The following is a 17,140-nucleotide window of genomic DNA, read 5'->3' as shown; positions in this document are numbered from 1 at the left end:
CCCCTCATACTATGATGCAACGATTCTGGCATTCCATTACTACCCGTTTCAGCCTGTTCGCCATCGGCTTCGTGGCGCTGGCCGCACTGCTGGCCAGTTGCGCCATCATCTTCGAATGGCCGCTGGTATGGATCGTGCCGCCGCTGGCGCTGGTCCTGCTGATCGCCAGCGCGGTATGGTGGCTGCAGCGCAGGCGCCGCCAGCGCGATGCCGCACGGTTCGGCGGCATGCTGGAACAGCAGACGGCTGGCGCGGCGCCCAAGGCGGGCCCTACCCAGCGCGAGGAAACCGAAACCATCCGCAAGCGCATGCTCGAAGCGATCGGTACCATCAAGACGTCCAAGCTGGGCCAGCTGTCAGGTGACGCGGCCCTGTATGAGCTGCCCTGGTATATGGTCATCGGCAACCCGGCGGCCGGCAAGAGCACGGCGATCGCCAATTCCGGCCTGCAGTTTCCTTTTGCCGACAGCAAGATCGTGCAAGGCATCGGCGGCACCCGCAATTGCGACTGGTTCTTCACCACCGATGGAATCCTGCTCGACACGGCGGGCCGCTATTCCGTCAACGACGAAGACCGCGCCGAATGGTTCGGCTTCCTGGCGCTGCTGAAAAAACACCGCAAGCGCGCGCCGATCAACGGCATCATCATCGCCGTCAGCATTGCCGAACTGACTGGCAGCCGGCCCGAGTTCGCCATCAATCTGGCCAAGAACCTGCGCCAGCGGGTGCAAGAACTGACGGAAAAGCTGGAAGTGCACGCGCCCGTCTACGTGGTGTTCACCAAGGCCGACCTGATTACCGGTTTCAACGAATTCTTCCAGGACACCGAACGGGGCGAACGCGACCGGGTATGGGGCGCCACCCTGCCCTACAGCCAGACCAGTTCCAAACAGGACGTACTGGAGCAGTTCGACCAGCGTTTCGACGAACTGTATGACGGCCTGAAAGAGCTGAGCCTGGCCAGCATGGCGCTGCAGCAGCAGGAACGCATGCCGCCGGGCGTGTTCACCTTCCCGCTCGAGTTCAGCGCGATCAAGGGTTCGCTGCGCGCCTTCATCGCCACCCTGTTCGAGGAAAACCCGTTCCAGTTCAAGCCCGTCATGCGCGGCTTCTATTTCACCAGCGCGTTGCAGGAAGGCATGTCGGTATCGGCCTCGTCGGAACGCGTGGCGCAGCGCTTCGATTTGAAATTGCAGCCGCAGCAACAGAACGCGGTGCAGGACCAGCACGGCTATTTCCTGCTCAATCTGTTTCGCAAGGTGATCTTCGCCGACAGGGAGCTGGTCGCCCAGTACGCCAGTCCAGCCAAGACCCGCCTGCGCTACGCCACTTTCTTTGCCGCCACCGCGCTGGTGGGCCTGGCGCTGGCCGGCTGGAGCTGGTCCTACATGGCCAACCGCCAGTTGGTGGCCAACGTGCAGGCCGACCTGGACCAGGCGATCAAGGTGCAGGACAAGCGGCTCGACCTGCAATCGCGTTTCGAAGCGCTGGAAATCATGCAGGACCGGATCGAACAGCTCGATGCCTACCGCAACAGCCGGCCCATCTCGCTGGGCCTGGGCCTGTATCAGGGGGAACTGCTGGAACGCAAACTGCGCGAAGAGTATTTCTCGGGTGTGCGTGAAGTGATGCTGACCCCGGTCGCGCAATCGCTGGAAGCCTTCCTGGCCGAGGTCAATGCCGGCGCCAGCCGCTTGCAGCCGATGGCCAGCACGCCGCAGTCGGGCGCGGTGTCGGCCGGCGCGGCCGCTACCCTGCCCGCGCCAGCCGGCACCCTGGCCGCACCGGCGGCCGCCACGCCGACGCCAGCCCTGGCAAGCGCCCCTGCCGCCGCACCGCCAGCCACGGCGGCCGCCGTCAACCTCGGCGCACAGCAGTTCAAGGATGCCGCGCCGACGAACGTGGAAGATGCCTACAATGCCCTGAAAACCTACTTGATGCTGGGCGACAAGTCGCGCGCCGAAGCCGGTCACCTGAACGACCAGCTGACCCGCTACTGGCGCGGCTGGCTCGACGCCAACCGGGGCAACATGCCGCGCGAACAGATGATCCGCAGCGCCGAGCGCCTGATCTCGTTCTACCTGACGCAGATCGACGACCCGTCCTGGCCGCAGATCGAGAACCAGCGGGCCCTGGCCGACCAGTCGCGCGACAGCCTGCGCCGCGTGGTGCGCGGCATGCCGGCGCGCGACCGCGTGTATGCGGACGTGAAGGCGCGCGCCGCCACGCGCTTTCCGTCGATGACGGTTGCGCGCATCGTCGGCGAGCAGGACAAGGAACTGGTGCTGGGCAGCTACGCCATCCCCGGCACCTTCACGCGCGACGCCTGGGAAAAATACATCCAGCAGGCATTCCAGGAAGCGGCCAACCGCGAACTGCAAAGCGCCGACTGGGTGCTCAAGACGGCGTCGAAGGATGACCTGACCCTGGAAGGCAGCCCGGAACAGATCCAGAAGGCGCTGGTGGAACTGTACAAGACCGATTACGCCAAGGAGTGGCAGAAATTCATCCAGGGCGTCAGCATCCGCGAATTGAACGGTTTCGACAATGCGGCGCAGGCGATGAACCGCCTCGGCGATCCGCAAGCCTCGCCCCTCAACAAGCTGATCGAGACGGTGTACCAGGAAACCTCGTGGGACAACCCTTCGCTGCTGGGCCAGGGCTTGCAGCGGGCACAGCGCGGGGCAATGGACTGGTTCCGCGAAACGGTGCTGCGCCAGAAACCGTCCGGCATCAACGTCAACATCGGTGGCGGCGCGCAGGCCGGCGGCGCCATGCCGATGGGCCCTGTCGGCCGCGAATTTTCCGGCGTGGCGCGCCTGGTGGTGGCGCGCGACAAGGAAGCGTCGCCCATGCGCGGCTACCTGGCGGCCCTGTCGAAGCTGCGCGTGCGCTTCAACCAGATCAAGAACCAGGGCGACACGGGCCCCGGCGCCAAGCAGCTGATGCAGCAGACGCTCGACGGCAGCGGTTCGGAACTGGCCGACGCGCTGAAATACGTGGACGAGCAGATGCTGACCGGCATGAGTGACCAGCAAAAGCAGGCCATCCGCCCGCTGCTGGTGCGCCCGTTGATGCAGACCTTCGCCGTCATCATCAAACCCACCGAGACGGAGATCAACAAGGTATGGCTGGCCCAGGTACTCGAACCGTTCCAGAAAACCCTGGCGCCGAAATATCCGTTCGCGCCCGACTCGCGCATCGAGGCGAGCAATGCGGACATCGGCCAGGTATTCGGCCCGGAAGGCGCCATCGCCAAGTTCTTCAACACCACCATCGGCCCGCTGGTGGTGCGGCGCGGCGATTCGCTCAGTGCCAGGACCTGGGCCGCGATGGGCATCACCCTGGCGCCGCCGGTGGTGGCCAGCCTGCCCGGCTGGGTCGCGCCGCTCAGCGCCAACGGCGTTGCCACGGCGGCCGGCGCCGCCGAAGCGCAGACGCGCTTCGACCTGCAGGCGCTGAGCGCGCCCGGCGCCACCGAATACACGATCGAAATCGATGGCCAGGCGCTGCGCTGGCGCGGCCAGCCGCAGCCCTGGGTGCACATGGTCTGGCCCAACCCGCAGGGCGTGCCAGGCTCGCGCATCAGCGCCATCACGCCGGAAGGACGCACCGTGGTGCTGCTGAACGAACCCGGGCATTTCGGCCTGAAGAAGATGATCGATTCGGCCAGGCGCACGCGCAAGGAGGGCGGCGTATTTGAACTGAGCTGGGAAAACAGCGGCGTCACCGTGACGGCCAACCTGAAGATCGTGGCCGCTGCCGCACCGGTTGCGGCACCGGCCTCCGCCTCGGGCAACCAGGGTTTCCGTGGCCTGAAACTGCCGGAAATCGTAGCCCGGCGCGTCCCGACGGCCGCCACTCCGGCGCCGCCCGAAACGGCCACCGCCATCGCCGGGAACACGCCATGAGCCGCCCTACCGCTACCCAGATCGGCTATTTCGGCAAGATTCCCAGCCGCGGCGACTTCATCAAGCACGGCGACAACCCGGCCCTGCTGAAGATGCTCGACGACTGGCTGGCCAACGCCATGGAGCTGATGACGGCCGATGCGCGCTGGAAGCTCACCTACGATGCGCTGCCGCCACTGCATTTCGCCTTCATCGGCCCGCGCCGCGGCCGCGCCATCGCCGGGCATATCGCCGCCAGCAGCGATGCCTCGTCGCGCCGCTTTCCCTTCCTGATGATGGGCGCCATGGAAGTGGCGCAGCCGGCCGGCTTCGTCGCCACCAGTCCGCTGGTACTGTCGCGCCTGTGGAACCGCCTCGATGCCATGAGCGCCGAGATGTGCGGCGCGGCGGCCGGCGCCGCGCTGCCCGCTGCCAGCGGCGCCAGCATCGAACTGGACTTGCGCGGTAGCGCCTACGAGGCCGCCTTCGACGACTTCCTCGGCCTGCAGACGGTGGGCGCGCTCGACGCCCTGCTGGCGCCCACGGGTTTTGGCGGTTCCGTGCGCCAGGTGCTGCTGGCCCTGGGCATGCTGCTGCAGCCCGTCATGGCCAGCAGCTCCAGCCGGCTGGAAAAAAGCCTGGAACTGCCGCTGCCGGCCGATCCGCTGTACCGCAACCTGGTGGCGGCCTTCTGGATGCACCTGATCGCCCCGTTCCTGGCGCGCGCCGACTTCGAACTGGCGCTGTTCATCACCCGCATCCGCGGCCGCCATGCGCTGGTGCTGGGTTTTTGCGGCGCCTCGGCGCAAACCCTGCACGCCATCATGGAACCGCAGGCGGCGCTGGAGCACCATATCGCCTTCGACGACCTGGCCTGGGTCGAGGAACAGGCCGACAGCGACTACGCCATCAAGAAAGCCTCGACCTATCTGGCGCAGGCCAACCTGTCACTCAAATCGGCGCACGACACGTTCCGTGCAGCCTTCATCGGGAGCTGATCATGCGACTATCCCGCCTCCTTCTCGGCCTCGGCATGGCGCTGGCCGCCATGGCCGCCGCCGCGCCGGCGGCCGCTGCGGTACCGGCCGCCGCCACGCCGCAACCGGGCCAGGTACTCGCCAGCGGCACGGTGCCGGACGAAGCGGCCAAGGCGGCGGTGCTGGTGCGCCTGCGCGAACTGTATGGCGCCGACAAGGTAGTCGACCAGATCGCCGTCGGCCAGGTCGCGCAGCCGGCAAACTGGAACGCCTATGTGCAAAAGCTGCTGACGGCGGACCTCAAGCAGATCCGCCGCGGCCAGTTGAAGATCGAAGGCAGCGTAGTCAGCGTGCGCGGCGAAGTGGCCAACGAGGCGCAGCGGCAAAAGATCGCCAGCGACTTCGCCACCAGCCTCAATCCCACGTACACCGTCAACAACGGCTTGCGCGTGTCCGCCTCCGAGCAGAACATCCTCGACGGTGCGCTGGCCAACCGCACCATCGAATTCGAAAGCGGCAAGACGACGCTGACGCCGTCGGGCCGCGCCATCCTCGACGAAATGGCGGCGGCGCTGCACAAGCTGGCGGGCCGCAAGGTCGACATCATCGGCCACACCGACAACCTGGGACTGCGCGCCAGCAACCAGAACCTGAGCCAGGCGCGTGCCGAGGCGGTCAAGACCTACCTGGCATGGAAGGGCATCGACGGCGACCTGCTCAGCGCTTCCGGGCAGGGCCCGGACCGTCCCATCGCCAGCAATGACAGCGCCGACGGCCGCGCGCGCAACCGCCGCATCGAATTTCGCATGGCGCAATAACCATCCATCAGAGGACCACATGTTTTCAGCCGAACAGTTATTACTTCCGATCAGCAATGAACAACCGGCAGGCGTGGACCTGGCGTTTTCGCCCGAACTCGACGCGATCACGTTGGCGCGCAAGTTCGACGACCCCACGCTCGACCAGGGCGAATGGGTTGCCGACCTGAAGGAGGCCGACTGGGACTTCGTCGTGCGCAGCTGCGCCGGCCTGCTTGCCGGCAGCAGCAAGGATCTGCGCCTGGCCGTCTGGCTGACGGAAGCGGGCACCAAGCGCCACCACCTGCGCGGCATGGCCGAAGGCTTGCTGGTGCTGGCGGGGCTGTGCGAAAAATTCTGGGACCGGGGTCTGTTCCCCGAAGCCGAGGACGGCGACCAGGAGCAGCGCATCGGCAACCTGAGCTGGATACTCTCGCGCATCCCCGCGCTGCTGCGCGAAGTGCCCATCACGGGCGGCCCAGGCGGCGCTTTTTCCACCATCGATTTCGAGACTGCGCGACGCCAGGCCGCCCCGGGGGATTCCGCCAGGCAGCATGAGGGCGTCAAGTTGTCCGACATGGAAGCGGCACGGCGCAACAACTCGGCCGCCTTTTGCGCCAGTTTCGCCGTCGACGCGCAAGATTGCCTGGAAGCGCTGCGCAAGCTTGAAAGAGTCGTCGACGCCCGCCTGGGCAACGACAGCCCAGCCTTTTCCACGGCACGCGAAGCCGTCGAAGCGATGCTGCGCGTAATGCCCTCCAGTGCCAGCGTGGCGCCCGCCGCGCCCGCCGCTGCGGCGGATGGCGGTGTGGCCATGGCTGAAAGCGCGATGGCGCCGGCCGTGCCAGCGATCCCAGCCGGACCGCCAGGCACCATCACCACGCGTGCACAGGCGATCGAGCAACTACGCGCCGTGGCGCAATTCTTCCGCCGCAGCGAACCGCACAGCCCCGTCTCCTATTTTGCCGACAAGGCCGCCAATGCGGCCGACCAGGATTTGCACAGCTGGCTGCGTTCGGTGGTCAAGGATGCCGGTTCGCTGGCGCATATTGAAGAGCTGCTGGGTGTGCAACCGCCCGGCAATGGCTAATATCCATGCCTCTGGCGGTGCCTTTGCCGCCGCCAGAGGCGGCTGTACCTGACTCCGTCTTATTTCGTTTTTTCCCGGTCTTGCTCGATCCAGCGCTTTTTCAGCTGCTCCAGCAACTCGGCCTCTGCATTCGCGTACTTCAAAATGACTTTTTTTTCTGCCTCATAATAAAGCCGGGCTTCCTGGCTGGCTTGCTGCATGGCATTTTTCGCGGTTTTGACTGCGTGCTTCAATTTCTTTTCCGCCTCCACCCCGGCATCGTGCACGTCGTGACCGGTGCGGGTGGCGCCATCGACGATCATCCGGCTCGTTTCCCTGTACGTTTCCACCGCCTGCCGTTCCAGCCGCTTTTCGGCCTCGGACACCGCCCGCGCGGTGGCGGCGATCTTTCTGCGCGCCACCCGGTAGGTGCTGACGGTGTAGCCATACAGTTTCTGGAAGTAGGTCACGGCCGCATCGCCCGCTGCCTTGACAGCCTTCAGCGATTCATTGGCGATATTCGACATGTTCGAATAATCATCGCTTTGCACGAAAACGTGGCGGAAGCGGCCATAGCCGCCGGTCAGCCATACCGGCTCGTGCTTGCCCAAGATGCGAAAGCCGGCGCGGGAATCGTGTACATAATCTTCAAACAGCGTGACGCAGCCAGCCGGCGGCTGCGCGCCTTCCGTCATGATTTTCAAAAACCGCTCTTCCCAGTCGCTTAACGGGTCTTTTCCTTCTTCGACAAACAGCATGCCAGCCGGGCTGACGCGATGCAAGACCGTCTTGGCGCGTTCATTGAGCCATCCCGACAAGGTCGCGTTGGCATTCTTTCGTTCGCGCCAGGAGCGCAGATATACCCCCAGATCGCTATCGGCCTCCAGCAAGTCTTTCTGGCCCGGCTTATCCGACTCCTTGAAAAAGCGCTTGGTCTTCAATTTCGCTGTTCCCTGCGCGTGCAACATGCCGCGCCAGCGCAGATATTGTTTTGTATGCGCCTCGGTAAAGGTCTTCACGTCTGCGCCCTTGATGCCGTTATGCGTCAGCCAGTTGTTGTAGGAGGCGATCAGTCTTGGGTCGGTGGAAAAAGACTTTCGAACAGCAACACGCTGTTTTTCGTTCATTTCTTTGATCGTCAATAACGGCACTCCCGCTTTGAGGGCGGCGAAATGCATGTCGATCAACGGTATCTGCGACAAGTGAGGTGAGGGCCCCCAGGCCGGCATGGATCGGCCCTGCTCTCCCGGGTAATAACCGCCGCCCACATCGGAATGCATGCCGGGATATCCTACATTACCCCGTCCAGTTGCCGATTCCAACGGAAAACTCGCGCGCTGTTCATGCAGAGCAATAAAGTGGGCACATTCTTCGACTACTGGATGGATACTCTGCGTTCCATCTCCCCAAGCCATATGACCAAAGGTGACTGGTGTCACATCACCCACACCTACTGCCGCAACGGTATCAAAAATTCCCAGGAAACCTATCCGAATGGGTACGCCGGCAAGCTCAAATGCGCCATTTTCCCGTTCAAATATCTGATGCAGCCAATGTGCACTGGCACGCGCTTCGGCCGCGCCACGGGAAAAACCGAAAATGGAAACATTAATTTGCTTTACCTTGCGCTGATGGGTTTTTACGACCTTTGCAAGACGCTCTTCCAGAGCGGTCAACATTGCCCAGCGCCGCACGCCCTCTTTACCCAGCAGCATCTGAGAACTCATCAAGTTAACCAGCACCCGCTGTGTGTCGGACTCAATTAAGTTGAAGCCGGTCAAGTATGAATGCACTGCATTGAACAGCGAGGTAATGCCCCAGTTTATTCTATCGGCGCCCATATAGCCAAATCCACCGCCAGCATTATCGGTAAGGGCTGAAATAGTGTCACCAATAGCAGCAAACGGAGTTCCTACACCTGGCATATAGACACTAAAATATCCATTTCTCTCTTGCTCAAGATGCGCATCCCACAACTTGGCAACGTTGCTGTGCTTGTTCCGTTGCCGCTGTGTAAGATTTTTCGGATTGACAACGGGATCAACCTGCCTCCATGCAGCATTATTTCCGCTCCCATCATAAAACAGCCCGATATAAACTTGCCCTTGGCATTCAGTTTTGTGAGGTGATCTAACACATGCCATGGCTTTTGCACGTTGTGACGATTCTTTTGCCGTGAGCCTGCGACGCCCATCCAAGGGGGCTTTACGTCCAGTATAAATAATAGACATTATATAAGCTCCATGAACAATTTTTTTGGAATTACTCCCATATAATCTCCAATGGCACACCTGGCTCAAGCTCTGCCTCCTTGCCTGAGAGTGGATACTTTCTGTGCCCTAATGCATATTTAGTTACAAATACCTTATAATTTCCATTGTGCAGAAAATGTACTATAAATCTTCCAGCATCGCTTGAGACATACTTAGGCACTGGGACGGTTTTTTCCACACTAATTTCTTTTCCATTTTTTATGGTACTCATGCGGATTGTTGCCGTCATTCCCGGCTGCCATACTGCTGGAATTGCAAGACAACAAGTGTATCCGCCGCCACCGGAACCCGCATCGAGATAACCGACCTCCACTTCCGACCCTGTCGACAAGGTCACTAAGTAACCCCCAATCCCATGTTCGGTATGATTATATCCACTTACATTGACTGGTAACATCATCTTTCCCTTGCCACAAGCCATATTTGAAAACAAAAGAAACCCACATAAAAGGACACAATAAAATCGTTTTCCCAATAAATTCATCATAACCTCTCAAGAATAAAAATAATTCATCGCAAATAACATTCATATCAGAAAAATTATTCCCAAATTATCTCAAGCGGCTCGCCTTGCTGCAATTCAGCTTCTTTTCCATAAAGAGGATATTTTCGATGTCCCAGCAGGTATCTGGTCACAAATACCTTATAACTTCCATTGTGCAGAAAATGTACAATGAACATCCCAGCATCGCCAGCAGTGTACTTTGGCACCGGAACACTTTCTTCCACATGAATTTCTTTGCCATTTTCTATTGAACTCATGATGATATTTGCAGTCATTCCCGGACGCCATATTGTCGGCAGGGAAAGGCAGCAAGTCATCCCTCCTCCACCTTTTCCAGGAGCAAGGAATCCGGCTTCCACCCTTGACCCATTTGATAGCGTCACGACATATCCACCGATTCCATTCTCGGTATGATTGTAGGCGCTCAAATTGACTGTCAAGTCCATTTTTTCCTTGCCACATGCCGTATTTGAAAATGCCATAAAAATACATAAAAATACATTGATTAAATTTCTTGGAAATAGCCTTTTTATCATCTGAGTTCCTGAAATTCATTGACCAAATACATCCCGAGATTGAAATGAAAATTACATCAACCTTAGATGTAACTTATCCCTTGGGTTCATACGCCTCCCACAGCGGCGGCCCCGCTTCCCAAACGGTTTTCGGCAAGGCTTGCAGCGCGTCGTAAAAGGCGTCCAGCGATGCGGGTGGGTTTTTCATGAATTCAACAAACAAGGGCTGTTCCATTGCCTTGCCAGAGGTATACAGCGCCAGCAAGACATATTGCGTTTGCCGGTCGAGGTCATCGATCCCGGCATCGAGCGCGCGCTGCTGGTATTTCGCGACAAAGGCGTTCAGGACGCGCGGCGGCGTGTCATTGGTTTCATCGGTGATCACGCGCCGCAAATGGCTGACCAAGTTGGCGGTGTCGGCCGGTTTCAGCTTGGCGTGCTTGACGGCGCTTGACGCCTGCGGCGCGGCTTTTACCGCTGTCTGCGCTGCGACGTTGCCGCTGGCAATCACCAAGGCCAAACTCAGGCACAGTGCCAGCGCCGGGAGCCGGTCAAGCTTCAAGTTGAATGCCCCACAAGGGCGGACCGGCTTCCCATACGTCGTCGGACAAGGCTTGCATGGCTTCATAGAAACTTTCGATAGAGGTGGGTGGGTCTTGCATGAGGGCGATGAAATCGGGGTGTTCGATGCCGGCGCCGGAGGTGTACAGGGCCAGCAGCAGGTATTGCGTCTGGCGGTCCAGGTCGTCGATGCCGGCGGCCAGGGCGCGCTGCTGGTAGCGGGCAACGAATTCGTACAGCAGCCGGGGCGGGGTATCGTTGGTTTCGTCCGTGATCACCCGCCGTAAATGACTGATCAGCGTATCGGCGTCACCGGCATCGACCAGCATGCCGTATTGCGCATCGTCCAGGTGGATGAGCGGCGAGCCCATCAGCGCAACGTCCGGCGCAGCACCGGCGGTGTCGACATCGAGCAGGACGGCAACGTCACCAAAACGGTTGATGTACTGCAAGCTCAACAACCCAGCTACAAACTGCTCGCGCTGTAGCGGCTCCAGGCAGGCCAGCCAGACGGGCAGGATGCGCGTGTCGTACCAGCGCAGCATCATCTGCTGCTCGTCGCTCAGGCCGACGGCGTGAAACTGGCGCAAATGGCGCGCCAGTTCGGGCAAGGGCCACGGACTTTCCATCCAGCTCAGGCAAGGCGCGCCGTAACCGAGCTTTTCGGCCCAGTCGCAGACTTTCTCCAGCATGGCGGGCGCAAGGCCGGACAGCGATATCAGCAGCGGCGCGATCTCGGGCAGGCTCGCTTCATGGGTTTCCTCGAACAGCGAGGCATACGGCACTTTCCAGCGCTGCAGCGTCAGGTGACTGTTTTCGGCCTGCGCACTGTCGAGCAGCAAATAAGGCAGGCGTTGCCGCCCAAGACTGGCCCGGACCCAGCCGTGCAATGCCGAAACGCTGCCGGGCGTCACCGCAGTACTCCCGCTGCACCCTGTTGCATGGCGCTCAAAATGCAGCTTTTACACGTGCTCGATGGCAGCGGCGGCATCACATACGGCGCGCGCGTGGGGCCGATAAAACTCTTCTTGCCTGCAAATACGGTGATCTTGCCCGGACACTGGATCGTGATGTTGCCGCCTTCGATCGTGATGTTGGCACCGCCCGCCGTCGACAAACGGATGCTTTTCAGCGCTGCCCAGTCGACATGCGCGTTGGCGCTGATGACGTTGACCTCGTCGCGCGCCTGGAGCCGCAAGGTGTCGCCTTGCGCCTGCACGTCGATGGTGCCCTGGGCGGCGATCAGCTGCACCCCGGCATCACCCTCCCCGGCCTTCATCGCGCCGCCCAGCATGCCGATGGCCTGGCCCGTGTGCAATCGCCACTGGCCACCGCTGCTCCATTGCGTGTCCTGTCCGCTCATCAGGATGACGCTTTCACCATTGGCCAGCTGCAGGTCTTGGCCGGCGATCAGCCCCAGATCGGCCCGGGCGGCAATCGCGATCAGCGAGTCCTTGGTGTGCGGCAGTTGTTCGTGCATGCCCGCCACGCTGGCCTGCATGGCTTTCAGGGGCGCCGCCTGCTCGTCAAGTTCGCTGGCATTGGCGGCGCTGGCGCCGACATGGCTGGCGTAGGCCACCGTTTGATGCGTTTGTGCGGCCTGGCTGAAGGTGTCGCCCAGCAGTACAGCCTGCTTCAACAATGCCATGCCACCGGCATTGTCGCCGGCCGGCTCGCGTTGCGCGGCCTCGTGCCTGAGCACATAGCTGCTCACCAGCAAGCCCGCCTTGGCCCGCACCGCGCCATACGCATCGGTGCGCAATTCGGCGCCCGCGCCGCGCAGGCTGCCCCGGTAATTGTCGGCGCCGTGGATCAAGTGGCCAAGAGTGAGTTCGCTGGCCGCATGGCTGCTTTTCAGCTGTACCCGGCCCTGGCTGTCCGTGTCGTCGAACAACAGCTGGTTGTAGCCCGCCGCTCCTCCCGCCTTGCCGAACTCCTTGCTGCGGATGCCCCATTGCGCGCCGGCATTGCGGTGCGCCGCACTGGCTCCGGCGGCGCCATGCCACAAGGGACTGTTGCCGCCCGCCAGATTGCCCTGGCCCGCCACAGCGTGATCGTGTGCGGGCTGGAACACGCCGGCGTCGCCAGGCTCGCCGCCAACACCGCCCGGGGTCGGTTTGCTTCCGCCCTCGCCCTGGCCGTTGTACAGCGCGCCGACGATGACGGGCCGGTCGATATCGTTTTCCAAAAATTGCACCAGCACTTCCTGGCCGATGCGCGGCAGGAACTGGCTGCCCATGCCGCCGCCGGCCGCGCGCTGCGCCACGCGCACCCAGCAGGTCGCAGCCGTTTCCTGTTGCCAGTGAAAGCGGATGCGCACCCGGCCCAGCTTGTCGCAATAGATTTCATCGGCGCCGCTGGCCGCGTCCTGGCCATCGGCTCCCACGACGATGGCGCTCTGACTGCCCAGGGCCGTCGGCGTGGCGTGCTGGCGCGCATCGTTGCCATCCTGCAGCGGACGCCACGGCGTGCTTGCGCTGATCATCTCGATGCAGTTGGCGTAACCGCTGGCTTGTGCCTGCGCGATCGCGGCGGCGACATCGGGAAAACCGTCGCCCCACTGCGCCACGGTTTCCTCCAGCAATTCCGGTATCGGGCCGAACAGTTCCGCCAATCCCTCCAGTGCCGGCGCCGGCAGGTTGTTGACGCCGATGCTGGCCACGCGCAGCACGACATATTCGGACGCGGCGCCATCGGCGGGCGGCAATGGCCCCTGCGTCAGGGTAAAGCGCGTGCCGGCGCGCAGGGTGCGCACGGTCGAGCTCGCTTGCCACAGCTGGGCGCGCGCTTCATGCGCCTGCATCTGCAACTGCGCGTAGCGCTGCGCCTGGGCGGCGCTGGCGTACCAGTACTGACCCGGCGTATCGTAGCTTTCCAGCATAGGCGCATTCTTGCCGCCGAGCGCCGTGTTGGTCGGCACGCTGGCGGCCACGGCCTTTTTCGCCTTGTAGTCATAGCTGAGTACGCTGCTCAGGCCCACCTGCAGGCTGCGCCGCGCGCTCAAGGCCTGCACGCTGTCGCCCGGCTCGCCGACGCGGGCGCCATGAAAGCGCAAGCCGCCGCCTTGCGCACTGCTAGCGTCCTCGGGCGTGGCGCACACCTGGCTGCTGTCGGCAAAGACGATCATGGCCTGACCGTCAAACCGCCAGGCCAGCCCTTCTTCCGTCAGCAGGCGCCGCACGAAATCGTAGTCCGATTCGCGGTACTGGCAGCAATAGCTGCGCTCGCCCGCTTCCTGCATGAATGACGCCACCTCGTCGCTCCAGCGCCACAGCGCGTATGGCGCATACGCCTGCAAGACCTCGTCGACGATGGCCGTCACGCTGCGGTCTTGCCAGACGCGGCTGTTGCGCGCCTGGGTCAGCAACCACAGCCATGGGGTGATGCGCAGCCGGTAGCGCGCCAGGCCGCCATTGCTGCCCAGCGTGGCGGCGGCGCTGATATAGCCGGAAAATGGGGTGCGCGTGCCGTCCGCCAGGCTGACGTGCAGACTGGCCGGCTGGCCCAGCAGGGACGCCAGCGCCACATGGGCGCTGGTGGACAAGGCGATGATGTCGCGCGCGCCGACCTCCTGCAGCCGCTCGTCGGCGGCAAAGGCTTCGACCAGCAAGCCGCTGTCCGCGTCCTCGCCGTAGGTCAACTCGTACAGCCGCGTGGCGCTCGTGAAAGCAGCCAGCGCGTCAGCAATCTTGTCGGTCGAGGTGGATGACATGCGCTTCCCGTCAGTCGTTTACCAAATTTTGCATATTTAACAATTATTGTAGCGAGGAATTTATATCACCGGAGCGCGATTGAAACCGGGTGAACAGATTGCGCCCCTCCTCTCCACGCACCATGGCGGCAGTGCCTACTTGATGGTGTACTTGAACTGCCCCTGCTTGCTGGCGCTGACCTTGATTTTCGTAATCGCTGCGCCTTCGGCCATCTTGGCCAGCACCGACTCGGCGATCTCGGGCAGCACCGTGCCGTTGAGGATATTGTCGACATTGCGCGCGCCCGAATCGACTTCGGTGCAGCGCGCCAGCACGGCCTCGACCAGCGCCTCGTCGTGGCTGAATTCGGCCTTGTGATTGGCCGCGATGCGCTGGGCGATCTTGCCCAGTTTCAGGCCGATGATATTGACCAGCACATCGTCCGAGATCGGATAGAACGGGATCACTTTCAAGCGCCCCAAAAAGGCCGGCTTGAAGGTTTTCATCAGTTGCGAGCGAAGCTTTTCCTCCAGCTGCTCCGGCGCCGGCAGGTCTGGCGCCGCCACATTCAGGCAGGCCTGCATCAGGATGCTCGAGCCGACGTTCGAGGTGAGAATGATGATGGTGTTTTTAAAGTCGATCTCGCGCCCTTCGGCATCCTCCATCACGCCCTTGTCGAAGACCTGGAAGAACAGTTCGAGCACGTCCGGGTGGGCTTTTTCCACTTCGTCGAGCAGCACCACGCTGTACGGATTGCGCCGCACGGCCTCGGTCAGCACGCCGCCTTCGCCATAGCCGACATAGCCGGGCGGCGAGCCTTTCAGGCCTGACACGCTGTGCGCTTCCTGATATTCGCTCATGTTGATGGTGATCAGCTTGCGTTCGCCGCCATACAGCACATCGGCCAGCGCCAGCGCCGTTTCCGTCTTGCCCACGCCGGACGGGCCGACGAACAGGAACACGCCCTTCGGCTTGTTCGGATCGTCCAGGTTGGCGCGCGAGGTGCGCACGCGCTGCGCCACCGCTTCGAGCGCATGCGACTGGCCCAGCACGCGCTCTTCCAGCATGTCCTTCAGTTTGAGCACCGTGCGGATTTCATCCTTGACCATTTTTCCCAGCGGGATGCCGGTCCAGCCGGCGACGATTTCCGCCACCACGTGGCCGTCGACCTGCACCGGCACCATCGGTGTTTCGCCCTGCAGCGCGCGCAAGTCCTTGAGCAGGGCCTGCAGATCGCCGGCCTGGCTGGCGTCCGGTTTGACGCCGGCGCTTTCCAGGTCCTGGCGCGCCGCCCTGACCTTTCCGGTCAGCGTCTTTTCGTTTTCCCAGCGCGCGGCCAGCGCCGCATGCTCGCCGGCGGCGGCGCTGCGCTGCTCACGCAAGTCTTTCAGACGCACCGGGTGGTTGCCGCCGCTCTTTTCCTCGCGTTCGAGCGTGGCGACTTCGGCGTCGATGCGGTCGAGTTTTTTGACCAGGTTTTCCAGCAGGGCCGGCGTCGCGTTCTGGCCCAGCGCCACCTTGGCGCAGGCCGTATCGAGCACGCTGATGGCCTTGTCGGGCAGCTGGCGTCCCATGATGTAGCGGTGCGACAGCCTTACCGCTTCGGTGATGGCTTCGTCATAGATGCGCACATTGAAATGCTTTTCCATCAGCGGCGCCATGCCGCGCAACATGGCGCAGGCCAGTTCCTCGCTCGGCTCCTCGATCTTGACGACCTGGAAGCGGCGCGCCAGCGCGGCGTCCTTTTCAAAATACTTCTTGTATTCACCCCAGGTGGTGGCGGCAATCGTGCGCAGCTCGCCGCGCGCCAATGCCGGCTTGAGCAGGTTGGCCGCGTCGTTCTGGCCGGCCGTGCCGCCTGCGCCGATCATGGTGTGCGCTTCGTCGATGAACAGGATGATGGCGTGCGGGCTTTTCTTGACTTCGTCGATGACGTTTTTCAGACGGTTCTCGAACTCGCCCTTGACGCTGGCGCCGGCCTGCAGCAGGCCCATGTCCAGCGTATGGATCTCGACGCCCTTCAATACATCGGGCACGTCGTCCAGCGCGATGCGCAGGGCCAGCCCTTCGACCACGGCCGTCTTGCCCACGCCCGCCTCGCCCGTCAGGATCGGGTTGTTCTGGCGCCGCCGCATCAGGATATCGATGGCCTGGCGGATCTCCGCATCGCGGCCGATCACCGGATCGACCTTGCCGTCGCGCGCGCGCGCCGTCAGGTTGGTGGTGAACTGGTCCAGCGCCGGAGTTTTCGACGCGGCCGCGCGCCCTGCCAGTTCGCCGACGGGGTCTCCTCCTCCCTCGCCGCCCTCGCCATCGGCAGCCGAAGCGCCTGCCGCCTCCTGCGAGCCTTGCGTGATCTTGTCGAGGTTATGCTTCAAGTCGTCGAGCTTGAATTTGTTGAACAGTTTCGAGCCCCGGTAAGCCAGCTGCGCCAATTCAGGGTCGGTCAGCAGCGCCTGCAGCAGATGCGCACTGCGGATGCTGGCCTGGCGGCCCGCCTGCACGTCGAGCGACGCGATCAGCCAGGCGTTTTCAAACAGCTTCGGCAGCCGGGGCGAAAACACGGGGGTGCGCGCATTGCCGGTCTGCAGGCGCGCCACTTCGGCCTGCAAGTCCGCTTCGAGCATGCTGACGCTGATGCCGCTGTGGCGGGCGATCAGCGCAAAGTCGCTGGCCGGCTGTTCCAGCAGGGCCAGGAACAGGTGTTCCAGGTCGACCTCGTATTGTCCGAGGCCGACGCAAATGCCGGCGGCGCGGGTGGCGGCGGTACGGCTGGTGTCATTGAGCTTGCTGATCAGCGTCTTGAGGTTGATGCTCATGGGGCAAAGGTCCTTGTGTGGAAACGGATAAAAAAGAAAGAT

The 17,140-nt window shown here is 62.3% G+C and carries 11 protein-coding genes; 4 read left to right on the top strand and 7 right to left on the bottom strand.

All coding sequences use genetic code 11. From position 1 onward, the window contains the following. The first annotated feature begins 14 nt into the window (after positions 1–14). From tssM to tssA, 4 genes are read left to right on the top strand one after another with little or no spacing between them, the layout of a single operon-like run. Positions 15–3,911, top strand: a complete 3,897-nt coding sequence (tssM, locus tag AC4BCN_RS13590) for a type VI secretion system membrane subunit TssM (protein ID WP_490493600.1) — start codon at positions 15–17, stop codon at positions 3,909–3,911. Then, positions 3,908–4,888, top strand: a complete 981-nt coding sequence (gene tagF / locus AC4BCN_RS13585; RefSeq protein WP_490493514.1) for a type VI secretion system-associated protein TagF — start codon at positions 3,908–3,910, stop codon at positions 4,886–4,888. The genes tssM and tagF overlap by 4 nt, the downstream gene beginning before the upstream one ends. 35 nt (positions 4,889–4,923) lie before the next feature. Continuing rightward, positions 4,924–5,685, top strand: a complete 762-nt coding sequence (locus AC4BCN_RS13580) for an OmpA family protein (protein ID WP_490493599.1) — start codon at positions 4,924–4,926, stop codon at positions 5,683–5,685. A 19-nt stretch (positions 5,686–5,704) separates the two neighbouring features. After that, positions 5,705–6,754: a type VI secretion system protein TssA gene (gene tssA / locus AC4BCN_RS13575; RefSeq protein WP_338682103.1), complete on the top strand. Its 1,050-nt coding sequence runs from the start codon at positions 5,705–5,707 to the stop codon at positions 6,752–6,754. 59 nt (positions 6,755–6,813) lie between these two features. Here tssA and AC4BCN_RS13570 read toward each other — a convergent pair whose 3' ends face one another. The 7 genes from AC4BCN_RS13570 to tssH all read right to left on the bottom strand — a co-directional run bounded on the left by AC4BCN_RS13570 (position 6,814) and on the right by tssH (position 17,098). Beyond that, complete coding sequence (locus AC4BCN_RS13570; RefSeq protein WP_338682101.1) at positions 6,814–8,964, bottom strand: phospholipase effector Tle1 domain-containing protein; 2,151 nt, start codon at positions 8,962–8,964, stop codon at positions 6,814–6,816. Positions 8,965–8,995: 31 nt separating this feature from the next. Beyond that, a complete protein-coding gene (locus AC4BCN_RS13565; RefSeq protein ID WP_139143539.1) occupies positions 8,996–9,493 on the bottom strand; it encodes a DUF3304 domain-containing protein in 498 nt (165 codons plus the stop codon). A 53-nt stretch (positions 9,494–9,546) separates the two neighbouring features. Continuing rightward, positions 9,547–10,047, bottom strand: a complete 501-nt coding sequence (locus tag AC4BCN_RS13560; RefSeq protein WP_319993071.1) for a DUF3304 domain-containing protein — start codon at positions 10,045–10,047, stop codon at positions 9,547–9,549. Between the two features lie 73 nt (positions 10,048–10,120). Then, positions 10,121–10,540, bottom strand: coding sequence for a hypothetical protein (locus AC4BCN_RS13555; protein WP_331778742.1), 420 nt, complete (start codon positions 10,538–10,540; stop codon positions 10,121–10,123). Between the two features lie 37 nt (positions 10,541–10,577). After that, a complete protein-coding gene (locus AC4BCN_RS13550; RefSeq protein WP_219330390.1) occupies positions 10,578–11,501 on the bottom strand; it encodes a DUF4123 domain-containing protein in 924 nt (307 codons plus the stop codon). Next, positions 11,498–14,299, bottom strand: a complete 2,802-nt coding sequence (locus tag AC4BCN_RS13545; RefSeq protein ID WP_338682095.1) for a type VI secretion system Vgr family protein — start codon at positions 14,297–14,299, stop codon at positions 11,498–11,500. Before AC4BCN_RS13545 ends, AC4BCN_RS13550 begins: the two co-directional genes overlap by 4 nt. Positions 14,300–14,434: 135 nt before the next feature. Beyond that, entirely contained in the window at positions 14,435–17,098 is a 2,664-nt protein-coding gene (gene tssH, locus AC4BCN_RS13540; protein ID WP_338682093.1) for a type VI secretion system ATPase TssH, read from the bottom strand. Positions 17,099–17,140 lie beyond the last annotated feature (42 nt).

It is taken from the genome of Janthinobacterium sp. Bl 1 (assembly GCF_058215535.1).
Note: the sequence above shows the minus strand (reverse complement) of the source record. Positions and strands in the feature narration are given on the sequence as shown.

Coding starts and splice junctions, on each gene's coding strand:
- AC4BCN_RS13565 (WP_139143539.1), bottom strand. CDS start 9,493: ATGATGAATTTATTGGGAAAACGATTTTATTGTGTCCTTTTATGTGGG.
- AC4BCN_RS13560 (WP_319993071.1), bottom strand. CDS start 10,047: ATGATAAAAAGGCTATTTCCAAGAAATTTAATCAATGTATTTTTATGT.
- AC4BCN_RS13580 (WP_490493599.1), top strand. CDS start 4,924: ATGGCGCTGGCCGCCATGGCCGCCGCCGCGCCGGCGGCCGCTGCGGTA.
- AC4BCN_RS13570 (WP_338682101.1), bottom strand. CDS start 8,964: ATGTCTATTATTTATACTGGACGTAAAGCCCCCTTGGATGGGCGTCGC.
- AC4BCN_RS13545 (WP_338682095.1), bottom strand. CDS start 14,299: ATGTCATCCACCTCGACCGACAAGATTGCTGACGCGCTGGCTGCTTTC.
- tssM (WP_490493600.1), top strand. CDS start 15: ATGCAACGATTCTGGCATTCCATTACTACCCGTTTCAGCCTGTTCGCC.
- tagF (WP_490493514.1), top strand. CDS start 3,908: ATGAGCCGCCCTACCGCTACCCAGATCGGCTATTTCGGCAAGATTCCC.
- tssH (WP_338682093.1), bottom strand. CDS start 17,098: ATGAGCATCAACCTCAAGACGCTGATCAGCAAGCTCAATGACACCAGC.
- tssA (WP_338682103.1), top strand. CDS start 5,705: ATGTTTTCAGCCGAACAGTTATTACTTCCGATCAGCAATGAACAACCG.